This is a genomic window from Umboniibacter marinipuniceus (assembly GCF_003688415.1).
Classification (GTDB): domain Bacteria; phylum Pseudomonadota; class Gammaproteobacteria; order Pseudomonadales; family DSM-25080; genus Umboniibacter; species Umboniibacter marinipuniceus.
In genome coordinates, this window is the sequence record NZ_REFJ01000005.1 from 240168 (window position 1) to 254649 (window position 14482).

The 14482-nt window shown below is 50.2% G+C and carries 8 protein-coding genes; all 8 read right to left on the minus strand.

Translation table 11 applies throughout. The features are described 5' to 3' along the window. Positions 1-44: 44 nt before the first annotated feature. Entirely contained in the window at positions 45-1754 is a 1710-nt protein-coding gene (gene recD, locus DFR27_RS11060) for an exodeoxyribonuclease V subunit alpha (RefSeq protein WP_121877527.1), read from the minus strand. Then, entirely contained in the window at positions 1754-5272 is a 3519-nt protein-coding gene (gene recB, locus DFR27_RS11065) for an exodeoxyribonuclease V subunit beta (RefSeq protein WP_121877528.1), read from the minus strand. Before recB ends, recD begins: the two co-directional genes overlap by 1 nt. Continuing rightward, complete coding sequence (recC, locus tag DFR27_RS11070; RefSeq protein WP_170150852.1) at positions 5269-8457, minus strand: exodeoxyribonuclease V subunit gamma; 3189 nt, start codon at positions 8455-8457, stop codon at positions 5269-5271. Before recC ends, recB begins: the two co-directional genes overlap by 4 nt. Positions 8458-8964: 507 nt before the next feature. Next, a complete protein-coding gene (locus DFR27_RS11075; protein ID WP_121877530.1) occupies positions 8965-9525 on the minus strand; it encodes a UPF0149 family protein in 561 nt (186 codons plus the stop codon). 237 nt (positions 9526-9762) lie between these two features. Continuing rightward, positions 9763-10848: a ferrochelatase gene (gene hemH, locus DFR27_RS11080; RefSeq protein ID WP_121877531.1), complete on the minus strand. Its 1086-nt coding sequence runs from the start codon at positions 10846-10848 to the stop codon at positions 9763-9765. Between the two features lie 89 nt (positions 10849-10937). Beyond that, positions 10938-11903, minus strand: a complete 966-nt coding sequence (locus tag DFR27_RS11085) for an alpha-L-glutamate ligase-like protein (protein ID WP_121877532.1) — start codon at positions 11901-11903, stop codon at positions 10938-10940. After that, a complete protein-coding gene (locus DFR27_RS11090; protein ID WP_121877533.1) occupies positions 11904-13418 on the minus strand; it encodes an inactive transglutaminase family protein in 1515 nt (504 codons plus the stop codon). Then, entirely contained in the window at positions 13418-14179 is a 762-nt protein-coding gene (locus DFR27_RS11095; protein ID WP_121877534.1) for an ATP-dependent zinc protease family protein, read from the minus strand. Before DFR27_RS11095 ends, DFR27_RS11090 begins: the two co-directional genes overlap by 1 nt. Between the last annotated feature and the right edge of the window lie 303 nt (positions 14180-14482).

A 14482-nucleotide genomic window follows, 5' to 3' on the forward strand; every position in this document is an offset into this window, starting at 1 on the left:
CCTCAGACCTCAGACCTCAGACCTCAGACCTCAGACCTCAGACCTCAGACCTCAGATCGAATTAGCCTAGAGGCCAAGCCGGAGAAACGCTGTGTAGAGGTGGTGACGCCGTCCAGCAAGGTCACTTCGCTACCCATCAACTTGAAGGCTTTCTTGGCTCGAGTGATAGCGGTATAGATTAACTCCCTCGATATCGTCTCTCGGCGCGCGCGTTCTGGCAGTACCAACGCACACTCATTAAACTCGGAACCCTGGCTCTTGTGGACGGTCATTGCAAACGCCTTCTCCACATGCGGTAAACGGGCGGCCAGCAAACTTTTCATAGTGCCATCTTCGGCTTCGAAGAACGCCCGAAGCTCGCCGTCAACTTCTAGTATTAGGCCGATATCTCCGTTGAACAACTCCTGCAAGTAATCGTTTTGTGTGATCATTACTGGCAAGCCACTGTAAAAACGGCTTTCGATGTCGAGGTTAAACTTAGCGGCTAACGCTATCTCGATGAGAGCATTAAGCCCCGAGAGGCCGAACTCGCCCTCGCGTACCGCGCAGAGGACTCGCCATTCGTTATAGTAGGCGTAGATTTGTTCCGGCGCGGCACCATCTTCGATGGCTGCCAAGTATTTATAGTAGGGCTGGCTAAGCGCCTCAGAATCAAGGGTTTCAGACCAAGTTAACTCGTCTGAGAAGGTGTCAAAGATACGTGCGATATCAGCGGTATTACCCAAGTTAATCGCGCTTGCCAAGGCGCCGATGCCACTATCTTGGTTGAAGCGGTAACTATGAGTAAGCTTGGTGTACCCGGAGTGAAGTAACGAACTAGGATCCTTGGCCGCTAATTCAAGATCCGATAGGACCGACCCTGCCTCAACGGACGCTAGCTGATGGGCGTCTCCAAGTAGCAATAACTGACAGTGTTTTGGCACCGCCTCGACTAGCCCGAGCATTAACCGGGTATCAATCATCGAGGCTTCATCTACCACGATGAGATCAGCGACTAAGGGGTTACGTGCATTTCTGGAGAAGCTGCCACCGCGCCATTCAAGCGCGCGATGGAGCGTTTTGGCCGAGGATGGAATCGCGGCGCGAATCGCCTCACTAACATCTAAGCCATTGCGCTGCGCCTTAATAGATTGCCCCAAGCGAGCCGCGGCCTTTCCGGTTGGGGCCAGCAAAAGAATATTGTAAAGCGGTTTAAGCGCAAGGGCCTGCTCAAGGATTACCGCGAGCAGCTTCACTACGGTGGTCGTTTTGCCCGTTCCAGGGCCGCCTAGAATCATTGCTAGGGGGTTTGAGGCCGCTGCTAATGCGGCCTGTCGCTGACCCAATGTGCCTGTGTCAGAACCCTGGAATAGCCTGTCTAAGGCGGACTCTAGATCTCGCTCGGCGTAAAGTCTGGAGCCATTGGCATGTTGGATTAGCCGCTTCGATATCTGATCTTCAGCGTGGTCATCGCGCTGAAAGTAGAGTTTTCCGTCTCGGTATTGGAGTGGCTGAGAGCCGCTACCTGTCCCAACGAGGTTGGGTTCAGAGTCAAGTAGTAGTCGCCATTGTTCTCGCCAGTTCTCGATGAGTTCAAGCTCAAAAGCCCCGGCAACTTCATCCAGCACGCTAAGTGGCAGACAGCTATGGCCCTGCGAGCGGACTGCCGATAAGAGCATGCCAATTTGCTGCAGAAGTCTTTGATGTGGCGCTGCCGCAAACTGACCAAGGTAGCGACCCAATTTCTTGTCTAAATAACTAATAGGCTTAGGCATTAGCGCGGCTCCTGAGCAAATAAGGTATCGAGTTGATTAACTAAGTCCAGTGGTGGGCGATCAAAATAGATACCGCTCGTGCCCTGTTCTGGATGCATACCGCGCAAATACAGGTAATAAACACCACCAAAGTGAGTATCATATTGATAATCAGCTAAGTGATGGCGAAGATGGCGGTGAAGAGCCACTACATAGATTAGGTACTGTAGGGTATAGCCACTCTTTCTGACTGCATTATGCAGTCCATCGCGGTGGTAGTCTGCAAAGCTGTCGCCTAAGAAATTCGACTTGTAATCGGCAACGTAGTACTTCCCATCAAGGCGCAAAATTAAGTCAATGAATCCCTTTAGATGACCGCTGACGGGTGCAAACTGCAACGGCATATCAAGGTGTTCGGCAACGATTGGATTGAGGTACTCGGGCGTTAAGGTCTCGTTTAGCGGCAAAAAGAACTCCATCTCAGCCAAACGATCCTGCTCAGAAACGTCCTTGAGGCAGCGTGTATCAAGAAATGGCGTGTTAATCACCTCGCTCAACCACTCACGGTAGCGAACAATCAACGCTAGATCGTCAAAGCCTGGCACGCCGTAGCGAAGCATTAGTTCAGCCAATTCGGCGTCGTGTTCGCCAGTTTCTAGCGCGTCCCAGTTGAGAGTCTCTAAGGCGTCGTGAAGAAAGTTTCCCACGTGAGCGCCTTTAGCTAAATCAAAACGAGAAGGCTCATTCCTGAGGTGGTCATCAATGTCCTTAGCGGAGATGTGACTATCCGCCGGCGTAGTTGCAGCAGGGCCATGCTTCAGCGCTTTGGCTAGGGCCGAGTAGCTACTGATCCCACGAGTGACGTCAATCGTGGAACTGAAAGTCCTTGCCTTCAATTCCACCTTGGTTTGCGAAGAGTTTGGATTGGTCTTTTCGAGTTCAAATTCTTGCATAAGGGTTGGCAAGGCATGAATTGACGAACGCGGAAAAGCGGAGGTGATTGCCTGTTGGACGTTATCACTGCTTAAGACACCGCTGAGGTGAGCGATGGCGGATTTATTAGCGTCCTTGAACTCACAGGTACCGATGTAGATATAGTTAATAGCGCGAGTTAATGCTACATAGAGAAGCCGAATAGACTCCTCCTTGTATTCTTTAGTCAGCATCGCGGAGACGCGAGTTCTGAGCGAGATCAAACGTTGCTGGTCAGTCTGCACTACGGCGATAGATTGTTTGGTGCTAGGTATCTTCGGCGCCCAAGCAAAGGGGATGAAAACCGCGGCGTATTGCAAGCCTTTGGACTTATGAATGGTGCTGATCGTGACCACATTATCATCGGACTCTAATTGAATTTCGTTGAGCTCCGTCGATTTCAGCTCTGTTCTACTGAATTGGAACCATTCCACTTGGCCAGCAATGCCTCCCGACTTAGCGGCATAATTTTGGAGCAGCTCACCTAGCTGAAGCCAGTTACTGAGTCTCCGGTTGGCTTGATTGTCGCGCAACAAGCGTGCATACAGGCCCCATTCGTGACCAACGTGTTCAATGGCGGCAAGCGGCCCCCTCTGATGCCATAGCGCGAGTGCCTGCGTTAAGGTGCTGGTCCATAGTTGCCAGTTATTTTCATCGTCAAAGTGCCGCTGCAGCTCAACCGCAGAGTAGCCTAGGCAGGGATCGGCAATAAAACGGCGGATAAGTCGCTCATTGTTGGGTTCAAGCATACACAGCAACAACGAATGATAGGCCGCGGCTTCTGGGCTGGCAAAGACCGATTTCTTCAGGGCAGCATTGGTGCTGATACCTAGGTCTGCGAGCGCCTTCTGCATTACCGAGGCCTGGTTCTTATCATCTACCAGAACGGCGATATCACGGGCTTGAATTGAGTCGCCGTCCAGCGAGGCACCATTTTCAGATGATAGAAATTCAGCAATTCGACGAGCGGCGGCCTGAGCGGTTGCGCGTAGACAGATCGCTTTGATCGGTTTTTCTCCCAGATCGTGATGTTGCCACTCCAGTGACGCCAAAGTCTGTCCGTTTAGATTGACCGTGGGAATATTAGTTTTGGCTGCACTAACGGGTGGAAAGCCAATCCTACTGTTAATAAATGGCGCGTTACTTTGGTTGAAAAGCGCGGCTATGGCGTCAATCACGCCCTGTGATGAACGCCAGTTCTTGTCCATTGTGTATTGGCAATTTTCGCCGGCGAATTCATCTCGGGCTTGCAGATAGACATTCAGGTCGGCACCGCGAAACCTGTAAATAGCCTGCTTAGGGTCGCCGATTAACATCAGCCCTCGCTCAGACTCGCTATCGTTGAAGAGACGCTTAAATACCGAGAATTGCTGTGGATCGGTGTCTTGAAATTCATCAATCATCGCGATTTTGATCTGCGAACGAATATTGGCAATAACGGCTTCGGGGGCATCACTAATAAACTTCGCACAGTGCGTTAGAATGTTATCTGATCGCATCGTACCGTGGCGCCGCTCTATTTGCTCTTCAAGCTCAATACAGGCGAAGTAGGCGTCGCGTAGTAAGGGAATAGAGAGGTCCATATCCTTGGGGAGCTGATCGAGAAAGTCCGAAAGCGGATTAGCCGGTACGGGCGCTTTATTCTTGAGCGTGCTCTTCGCGAGTGAACGAGTGGAAAACATACGCAGCACTTTGAGTTGGCTAGCAGACACTGCGTAGAAGGGGGCCTCACCGGAACCACATTGCGTTGCTTTGGCCGCTTGCCCACTAAACTTCTCGATCTTCCAAACAGTTCTACTAAGTCTCGCCTCGCGCATGGCGGATTCGATTTCGGCGAATAGCTGGTGACTGTACTGTGTCCAAAGTTCGGTGAGTTCTGCTTGAATCGCATTGAGTTTCGTCAGTAGCTCGTCAAAGGAATCGTGGGCACAATCGAACTCTTCCCAACGCGCCACACCGATACCATTCAAGGCGCTAAGCAGTTCATCGGGATGGCTAAATTGTTGCTGAATAGCAAGGACGTCACGCTCACTGCGACGGTAACAGAGCTGTCGCCAAAAATCATTGACGGCCTGACGACGCGTGTCATCATCCATGGTGATGTCTAACCCGAAGGGTAGCTTGGAGTCAAAAGCATACTGTTTCAAAAGCCGCAGGCAGAAGCTATGAATGGTATGGATTTCAGCTCCGTCCATCCGCTTTTCGGCCAGTGCCAATTCAACCACAGGCGCCCACGTTAAGGCGGTAGGCGTGCCGTGCTTAGCAATCAGTTGTTGATAGAGTAACGAGGCATCGAACGCTTCGCCATCAAGCTGCGCGCGAACTTGCCTAGACAATTCCTGCCGTTCCTCGTGCAAGCGGGCTCGAATACGATCTCGTAACTCAGCGGTGGCTGCCTTAGTGAAGGTCACCACAGTAATATCAGCGGGCGTATAGGTTTTGGCGTTTAGCCCTAGAATTAGGCGGACGTACAAGCTGGCAATGGTAAAGGTTTTACCCGTGCCGGCACTTGCTTCAATAATCTGTACCCCAGTGAGAGGGAGTGTATTGGCATCTAAGGTCTTCATAGTTCGACGTCCTTTTCGAAACAGCTATTCACGTCGCCTAAGAAGGTTTCAGCATGTAGAGTGATACAATCCTGCCAATCTCTGAATTGACCAAGGCGGTCGCCGAGCTCGTTCTCAAAGTCTTCCTCGGTGACGCGCTTTTCGCTGACCACTTTCGTAGCAACCTTTGCATCCAATGGTATTGGCAGTGTTAACCCATAATGGTAGAGGTCGATCCATTGACAGAGCAGTGCAGTGGCCTCTTTCTCAGACATTGCTGGCGCCACTTTAATACCCGTTTTCTCCACCAAAATTGCCCGACAATTCAGCTTTGATGCGCAGAGAAAAGCTTGATGAATTCGCAGCTGGAGAGGGTACTTCGGATTAGTGGCGCTGTGATTAGCGAATTGGATCACTAGATTGCCACGGCTTGAACTGTAGTAGGGTAGCGTTCCCGAAAGCGTGGTTGGCGTTGCGATTGATTCGTCGGAAGAAGAATCCGATACGGATGGTATGGCAAGACGTCGGGTTGCCTGATGACGTTGCAGCGGAAGCAATGGCTTAAGTTCACGAATGGACTCATTGAATGACTGTGCAACATCAGCGCTTAAGTTATTCCCAAGGGCTGCAGCAGGACTTTCTCCGCTCAGTTCGAAATGCCGTAGCACAGGCTCAATGTCATCGGATAGCGCGACTTCATTCAGTGCCTGATAGAGACTCCAGCGTTCCAAATTGCTGAGCGCAAAGCGCTCATCGTCAGTCGTATCTTTTGCGAAAAAGTGCTTGCTAACACCTAAATGTTTCAAAAACGTCGTCAGTGGATCCTTATAAAATGCCACCAATTCCTGAATGTTTAAGTCTGTTTGGCTGATTGTGGTAATTGGCTCAGCGTCCAAATAATGCGCCGTAGCTGGCGCTAATAACCAGCGAGCATCGTAGCTAAATAGCGGTGAAGCTGGCGAGTAATAGCTGGGATTAAAACTCTGCAGGGGATGATGTTGAATCGCCAACGCCTCAAGCTCCTTTCGGGGCAGCTTGGTGGTGTCAACTAGGGTGTCGAGAAGTTCTGAAACCAGAATGGATGGCGGCTGTTCTTCATTTGTCTTTATAGAGCGTCCGATCCAACTGATGTATAACGCGTCTTCGGCGGCCAAGATACCCTCGAGGAAGAGGTAGCGATCTTCACGCGTAGGATGGCGATCGCCAATTCGTGGTTGTCGCAAACTTAGATCGAACTGCTGTGCTTCAACGCGCCTTGGAATTTGCTCGCTACCCATTCCTAGCATGCAGACCACCCGAAAGGGGATGGAACGCATGGGTAAGAATGTACAAATATTAATTCTCCCGGCAGCAAAACGCTGGCTATTTCGCACGCTTGTCAATTCGCTGAGTAACGGCTGGCTAACCGTTGGAAAGCTCACGCAGCGGCTAAATTCGGCCTGACTAATGGATTGAAAATAATCATCGATACGACGGTAAATTTGCGGGAGATATTCCGCGTCATCGTGATCGCCATCGATGAGCTGACTAATGGCATCGATGATCACCTGTTGCCATTCGGCGGGAGATTTTTCACCCTGCTGAATATCAAAAATTCCTTTGAGCGTATCGATGAAGGCAATGAAATTACTCAATAACTCGGTTTGGGTGCCGCTAATTCTGACACCGCCGACCGAGTTGTTAAAGGGCGGCGCGGTATCGGCAAAAACCAAACTCTGTATCCACCGTTCTATGGCGAACTCCCAGTGATACCTGCCGGTAGCTGGATTCCCGTTGAGTTGCCAATGCGCATCATTAAAACCCCAAAATACATTGGCCTCCCTGCACCAATCTCGCAATTGACCGAGTTGCGCTTCGTCAATGGAAAACTTAGCTCGAATTGCGGCGATCTCTAAAAGGTTGAAGATGTCACTGCGGGTAGCACGAGATTGCGAAAGACCTAAGAGTTGTTCGATGGCCTGATAGATAGGTTGTTCGCTCACTTCAGCTCTATCGGAAATCGCGATAGGTAGATAAGTGTCGGTACCGACTGGATTGAACAGGGTAGCGAAGAACGGAGCATAAGCTTCAATATTGGGAACCATCACTACAAAGTCGCCAGGCGTTAGGCTTGGAGTGGTTTCAAGTTGCTGGAGCACATAATCTCTCAGAGCCTGAATCTCACGTGCTGGGCTGTAGCTGGTGGCAAATTGAATACTCGCATCGTAGGCGTGTTGCGTTCGCTGTAGGCTGAGCACATCGTGCTGTATGTGTGCCAGCAGGGTATCGCGGCCCAAATCGACCTTCTGGTCCAAATTGAAATGGATGTCGTTTTGTCCACCAAAGATATCAAGTTCGATGAGCTGATGGACAAAATCGCGCCCATGCTGTCCTAAGTTCGTGAGCAGGGTGTTATTGGATTGAAAGTAATCCTCACGAAATTCCTGCTCGAGTGCTTCGGTGATGGCGGCGCGTGACCCCGGATTGGCTAGCTCTTGCCAAAATTCGCTGCACGGATTCTGCCAAAAAAGATAGACTTCGCAGTGCTTACTAATAGCGTTTAGCTGGTGCAGCATAATTGGTGGCATGTTACTGATGCCGAAGACGTAGAGTTGCTTGGGTAAATCATCGGCAGAAACCTTATTAATAAAGGCCTCGGCGATATTTGCTCGATGCCAACGAAGCTCAGGAGGGATGCGACGATTGAGTGCTTCCCAGAGCACCCCCTGCCAGCGAAGATCTGCGCCTAATTGGTCAAATAGCGTAAAGTCGCCACCTTCCCACGCAAGCAGCCAGTCTGGCCGGTACATGAGATAGTGATCGAAAATATCAGTGATAGCTTCGGCCAACTGTACTTCGGCAAGATCACCTGGATTTTGTTGAAGGTAATCGGCTAAAGGTTGATAGGCTTGCTCATTAATGTGTTCAGCGAGGTATTGCGCGACTCGCCAGCGCAACTGCTCTCGAGAAAACGGCGAGCGTTCAGGGACCTCGGGTAGAGTCTTCCGATAACAGTTCCAAAGAAAATTACTGGGCATTAGGAAATCAATATGACTGCATTGCCCTAACTTATTAGCCAGCTGGAGTTTCAACCAGTTAGCCATGCCGTCACTCTGAACCAGCACAGAGGTGCCAATAAAAGGATCTGCTGGCGCCTGGATTTTTAGGATTTGCGATAGCTGCGCAACCAAGACATCTTGGCTATTTGATGACAGTAAATGCAACACGACAAGCAATCTTCCCTGGCTGATTGGACAATTAGTTTAGCACTGAAACATGACTCTTCGACACTAGAATTAGTGCTGATTTCGCGCATTTTTAGCGGTTTGACGGAGGTGCCGTGTTTCCGCGAAAAGCTAAAGCGAATTGGCCACAGGGCGGAGGGAAAAAGGCAGTAGCTACTCACTTCGGCTTTGGCGGCGCGATTTAATAGCGAAGCTATAGACAGTTACTCAGAACTCACCGAAGAGGGGGCGTAAAGGTCCCTTATGAGCGCTAAGCTACGTAGCTCAAGGATGAGTAAGAGGCACCAAGGAGGGTGCTATCTAACCGCTTGGTAACGGGAAGCTGCTGAGGCGAGTATGAATTGACAAACCTAAACCTATTATAGCGCTGGGAGTCGTTCAAGCACATGGGCTACTCGGAGTACGAACTGAGTGAGCGCCTCGAACTGCTGAGGCGCTGTGTGCTAAGACTGTTCTACGAGACCAGGCAATGTGGGTAGCAACAACCGCTTAATGAGCGGCTTGCTGAGTGGTTTGCTGTTGGCGATATTCTGATGAGATGAGTCGAACTGCATGGATGGCCGTTTTAAACTGACTTTCAGCGGTGGCGGCAGTGGGGAGATTGATGCCCTCTGGGCGCTGCTCATTTGGCCATGCAAGCGTCACCGCAACCAGCATCAAAGCGCCAATCAGATTATCGTTATCACTACCATCCTCAAGGCCGACATCACTCCACGCGGTTTGTCCCCAATTAAGCGCCATGGCGAGACCCATCGCGTATTCGCTCAAATTCAGCTCATCAATGAGGGTAAACCAATCATCGGTAGGTGTAGCTAACAACCACTGCTGATATTCAAGCGCTGCTTCGAACGCAGGACCTAGCGTTTTAGAATCTTCAACCGTTGGCTCATCACCACACCAGAGTAAATTGAACCATTCGTTGGGTTGCAGTTCTACCGGCAGCAAACTTACCCCGGTCACCAGTCCAAGTGCCAACGTTGGCGAGACGAGTTCATCGTGAGCAGTTAAAGCGGAGCTGAAGGTGGTGGTTGAGAACTGAGCTGTGGTCATTAAAAGGTCCAATAGCAGGGCAACGTCAAGGAACTAAGCCTAGTTCATTTCAGCAGTGCTGTAAGTTAATTTTCGGTGGATTGTCAGTATTTAAAAGAGGGCGCTATGTTAGCGGCAAAAAATGGAATGTAAACCGCTTAGGGTAAATAAAGTTGCTAGCGTGTTGGTGGGCAAAACGAGTGCGGGATAAATTCTTTCGCCGCACTCGTTCATTCAGGCCTAGCAAGCGCTAGCCGCTTAGCCTGCGAGTTCTTGAGTGATCTCATCGGCATAGCGTTGGCGAGCTTTACCGTTTATTTCTTCTGCTAGCCATCCCGCCATTTCACGTTCGGCGATATTGGCGAGCGCACTAATATGTTCGGGCATATCATTCAGTGCTTCGATATAGCGATACTGCTCGCCGCCGGCTTCGAGGAAGTAGTCACGGTTTTCAATGGCAATCTCCTCAATGGTCTCTAGGCAATCAGCTGAGAAGCCAGGACAAAAAACGTCTACCGCCTTGATGCCACTACTAGGCATCTTCTTAAGGGTTTCGTCAGTGTATGGCTTGAGCCATTCGGCCTTCCCGAATCTACTTTGAAAGCTGATAGTGTATTGATCTTTGCGTAAGCCGAGTTCCTCGGCTAATAATCTACCAGTGGCATGGCATTCGCAGAAATAGGGGTCTCCCAGGGTGAGGCTCCGCTTTGGGATGCCATGAAAGCTGAGTACGAGATGAGCTTGGCCATGGGTTTCCCAGTAGTCGCGAATACGCTTCGCCATAGCTTGCTGATAACCGCGATCTCGATGATAGTGGGTAATAAATCGTAAGTCTGGCAGCCAACGGCGCTTGGCAAAATCTGCCGCTACCGCATCAAACACGGATGCCACCGTTGACGCAGCATATTGGGGATACAGAGGTAGGACAACGAGCTTAGTAGCGCCTTGGTCCTGCAGCTGTTGAATTACGCTACTAACGGATGGTTTGTTGTAGCGCATAGCTAAAGCCGTTATAACACGTTCGCCATGACGCTCGCTCATGAGTGCGTGAATAGCGTCTCGTTGAGCTAGTGCGTTCACCATTAGTGGGGAACCTTGGTCGCTCCAGACCGACGCATAGGCATGAGCAGATTTTGGTGCTCGAAGCGGTAAAATAATTAAATAGAGAATACACAGCCAGATGATCCGGGGAATCTCAACCACTCTTGGGTCTGAAAGAAACTCGCGGAGGTAGCTCCGAAGGGCCTTGGGTGTTGGCGCGTCTGGCGTGCCGAGATTAACGAGTAGCAGACCAATTTTATCCTGCTGAGAATGACTAAACTGGTTGGCACTTTGAAATTTCATATAGGGATTAACTCTCTTCAAGGGACGAGATGTAATACGAGCGCTTTTCCTAAGTGTATCAATAATGTGTGGGATTAACAGTTTACAAGCTATTTGAGGGCTGACAGAGTGTTCATTGCGTAGTCAACACGTTGTTCGTAGCTGGGGTAATAGAAAGGCTGTTGCAGCTTCTCAATGTGCTTTAGGCGCTGCTTTAAGCCTAGGCCGTTAGCAATTTGAATCGCAAGCCCTGGACGGGCATTAAGCTCCAGAACCATCGGACCGTCTGTTGCATCCAGAACAATATCGGTGCCGAGATAGCCAAGTTGAGTCATTTCGTAGGCTTGAGCAGCAAGACATAAGATTTCTCGCCAGTTGGGAATTTGAAGGTCACTCAGCGCGGCATTGGTATCGGGGTGGTGAGTAATGACTTCGTCAAACTGAACCGCCTGAAGTGCCTTGCCGGTAGCTAAGTCCAAACCTACGCCCACGGCGCCCTGATGCAAATTAGCTTTGCCATCAGACTCCTTGGTGCTGAGTCGTACCATTGCCATTAACGGGTAGCCCTTGAAGACAATGACTCGAATGTCAGGAACGCCCTCGAAGCTGTAGCGGTTAAATAGCGGGTCACACTGAATAAGGCGTTCAACAATGACCGCGTCGCTTCGCCCACCTAACGAGAATAGTCCGGCGATGGTATTGCTGATGTGACGCTCAATATCGGCAGCCGAAAGGGCACCGCCCGATGGTTTAATAAACTGCCCGTCTTCCTGACTGCTAATGACCAAGATACCTTTTCCACCGCTGCCTTGAGCCGGTTTAAGCACGAAACCTTCGCCATGACTAACCAGCTGGTGAATGGTTTTGATATCCGCTTGGGTGGTGATCACGCCAATGAGCTCAGGCGCTTTAAGGTGGGCCTTTTCCGCAATTTTTTTGGTGAGTAGTTTATCGTCTACTAACGGATAGAGATGACGCTGGTTGTAGCGGCCAATAAAATGGATATTCCGCTCGTTCATCCCCAAGACATGCCTGCGCTTAAGTTGGCTGGGGTTGGCGAATTTGGTCCACTGCATTTACGACTTTCCACCCAGGGGATAAAAGCGAGTGAGCTCTGATAAGCGGTAGCCGGTGTAGTTGCCGAGCATCAGAATAAAAGCCAGGATAACTAACTGTAGGCCAATGAAGTTAAAGCTTAAATAGCGAATAACTTCATTGGTCATTGCCAAATATACGATCACCGCGGTGAGCAGACTTCCCGCTGATTGCATGGCCACTTCGCGCCAACCATCTTCTTCCCACAGAATACTCATCCGCTCAATCGTCCAAGCGAGAATAATCATCGGGAAGAGAGTGATAGAGAGGCCCTGTGAGAGATTTAGGTGATAAGCAAGCACCGCGAAACTGGAAATCATCAAGATGACGGCAATGATCACCGCCGAAATTCGCGCCACGAGCAGTAAATTAAGCCGCGAGAGATAGCCGCGAATAATCAGGCCCACCCCTACAATCACGACCAAGCCAATAATCCCCACTCGCAACTCGGTTTGGACGAACGCCATAGCAATCAGGATTGGCATAAAAGTCCCGGAAGTCTTCAACCCGACCATGATACGCAGGAAGGCAACAATCAGTGCGCCCACCGGAATCAGCATAATGGTCTTAAACATGGCTTGCTGCTCAAGGGGAAGGCTATGGATTGAAAGGTTCCAAGGTTCACTTGCTTGGTTGACGCTGGCAACCGCTTCGGTAGGCGTCACATCTTGGGAAATCATAGAAAAGCTAACACGACTGTTTCGCCCGCCATTGACGTCTAATAAGGAGCCGATGGAAGCATCCCAGACTAAGACTTCACCGAGGGGAGAAAATTGCTGAGAGGCAGGGTCAAATAACAGCCACTGTGCTCCCGTCCAAAGCTGCATCATTCCCTCAATGGGTTGACGTCGTCGGCCATCTTCTAAACTGAGGACACCCACTAGGCGGTTCGGAATGTCGGCTTCTGAGAGCAGTGTGGAGAGGATATTTAGCTGTGAATACCTACTCCGAAGTAGTGCTCTGTTTTGATTGTTTGGATCGTTGAGCAACTTGACGAGTTCTCGACCAAAGCTCAACGCATTCGAAGATCGCGAAAAAGCTGCCTCCTTGAGTGATTCAGCAGCAAGTCGCTCGGGGCCTATGAGATTTAGTTTTGGCGCCGTGAGCGGGTACTCGGGCGGGGAGAGTTCTTGATTGGTTGGGTCAACTAAAAATTGCGCGCGATAGAAGAGAGTTTGCTCACCCAACGCCGAGCGCTTTGACCATTCGGCACGTCGGCCATAAGGCGTTTGTTGGTAAGTCATGCCGAAATCTGGTGATGAGGAAGCCTCTCGAATTAACCGAAATCCAGGCTGACTAGCCTCAGGCAGCGCGAGGCTAGCGAGCACCGGACGATCAAGCGCAGTAAACTCAATTCGCGCTTCAATCTCCCAGACTTCTCGGTCGTAGTCGGGTAGCAGGGGAATACCATTTTGGGCATGTCGGTTCCAACTGGTGAATAGCCCAATCACAATGAGTGCAACAATCGCGAAGTAGAAAGGCGTACGAGATGACATTAATCGGTCCCCGGAGCAGAGGATTGAATAAACTCGCGGCTCACATCAACAATGGCGATATCGATGAAATAGTCGCGGCCGATAAGTATGGGGTTTTTGAGCTGTGAGCGATCCGTCAAACTGAACTCGGCATGTTGTTCGATCTCACCTAGGCGAGTCAGCATTGAGACAACAAAACGCTCCTGTGCCTCATCACTGTTCGCTTGACGAATGCGTGTTTGTCGTTTGATTGGCCGCTCAACCACACTGTGGCGAATCTCATTTACGGTTTCATGATCAATGCTAAAGCGAACCCATTCCTTGCCATCGCGTTCAAATAACTCAATATTGGTGGCGTGAATGGATGACACTTCGGCACCGGTATCTATTCGGGCTACAAATTCTTCATTGGCAGCATGGATGAAGATGCTCTCTCTGCCGCCGAGAACAATCTTATCAGCGGTGCGCGAGGGAACTTGCGCAATAGTTTGACTATCGGGCGCCGGTTCAGCGGCGGCTTCAACCGGAAAAGGAGTATGGTGGTGTAGTTGAGACTGCTGCTGACTAATCCCCTCAGTAATTTGCGCAAGCTGGGCGCGAATAGCTTGGAACTGCTCCTGCTGTTGCTGGAGGCCTGTTTCGAGGCGAGCGATATCGGCTTGGATTGTTTCGGTCTTCGCCGCCACCGAATTATTGGTATCTATGTGCTCCTGCATAGCGTGTTGATAGCTACAGCCAGAACAAAGGGCGGTGATAAGAAGAAGTCGAGTTACCCGAGTCATGATTAATTTTTTTTGTCCGAAACCTATTTAGTACAGCATTATGAATTTGTAGCGGTGGTGTCAAAAAATCTCTATCAGATCTCGCTTAAGATGAGACCTAAGCATCATTTCTTGAGGCTTCGCGTTATGCTGCTTGATAATAGTAGAGGAGTTTGCTGTTCAGTACACCCTTTCCTTTTACTATTCCGCTTGAGAGCGGGTACCACATTGAAGGGAAATCAATATAATGAGCATGGTAGTCGCCTCCCTAGTTACCTGTCGTCACCTTTAAGGGTGCTGTTGCTTTACCTTAACTTGAGCGCT

Bases quoted from the DNA above. Each gene is read 5' to 3' on its own strand.
- recD (WP_121877527.1), bottom strand. From the start codon at position 1,754: ATGCCTAAGCCTATTAGTTATTTAGACAAGAAATTGGGTCGCTACCTT.
- recB (WP_121877528.1), bottom strand. From the start codon at position 5,272: ATGAAGACCTTAGATGCCAATACACTCCCTCTCACTGGGGTACAGATT.
- DFR27_RS11075 (WP_121877530.1), bottom strand. From the start codon at position 9,525: ATGACCACAGCTCAGTTCTCAACCACCACCTTCAGCTCCGCTTTAACT.
- hemH (WP_121877531.1), bottom strand. From the start codon at position 10,848: ATGAAATTTCAAAGTGCCAACCAGTTTAGTCATTCTCAGCAGGATAAA.
- DFR27_RS11085 (WP_121877532.1), bottom strand. From the start codon at position 11,903: ATGCAGTGGACCAAATTCGCCAACCCCAGCCAACTTAAGCGCAGGCAT.
- DFR27_RS11090 (WP_121877533.1), bottom strand. From the start codon at position 13,418: ATGTCATCTCGTACGCCTTTCTACTTCGCGATTGTTGCACTCATTGTG.
- DFR27_RS11095 (WP_121877534.1), bottom strand. From the start codon at position 14,179: ATGACTCGGGTAACTCGACTTCTTCTTATCACCGCCCTTTGTTCTGGC.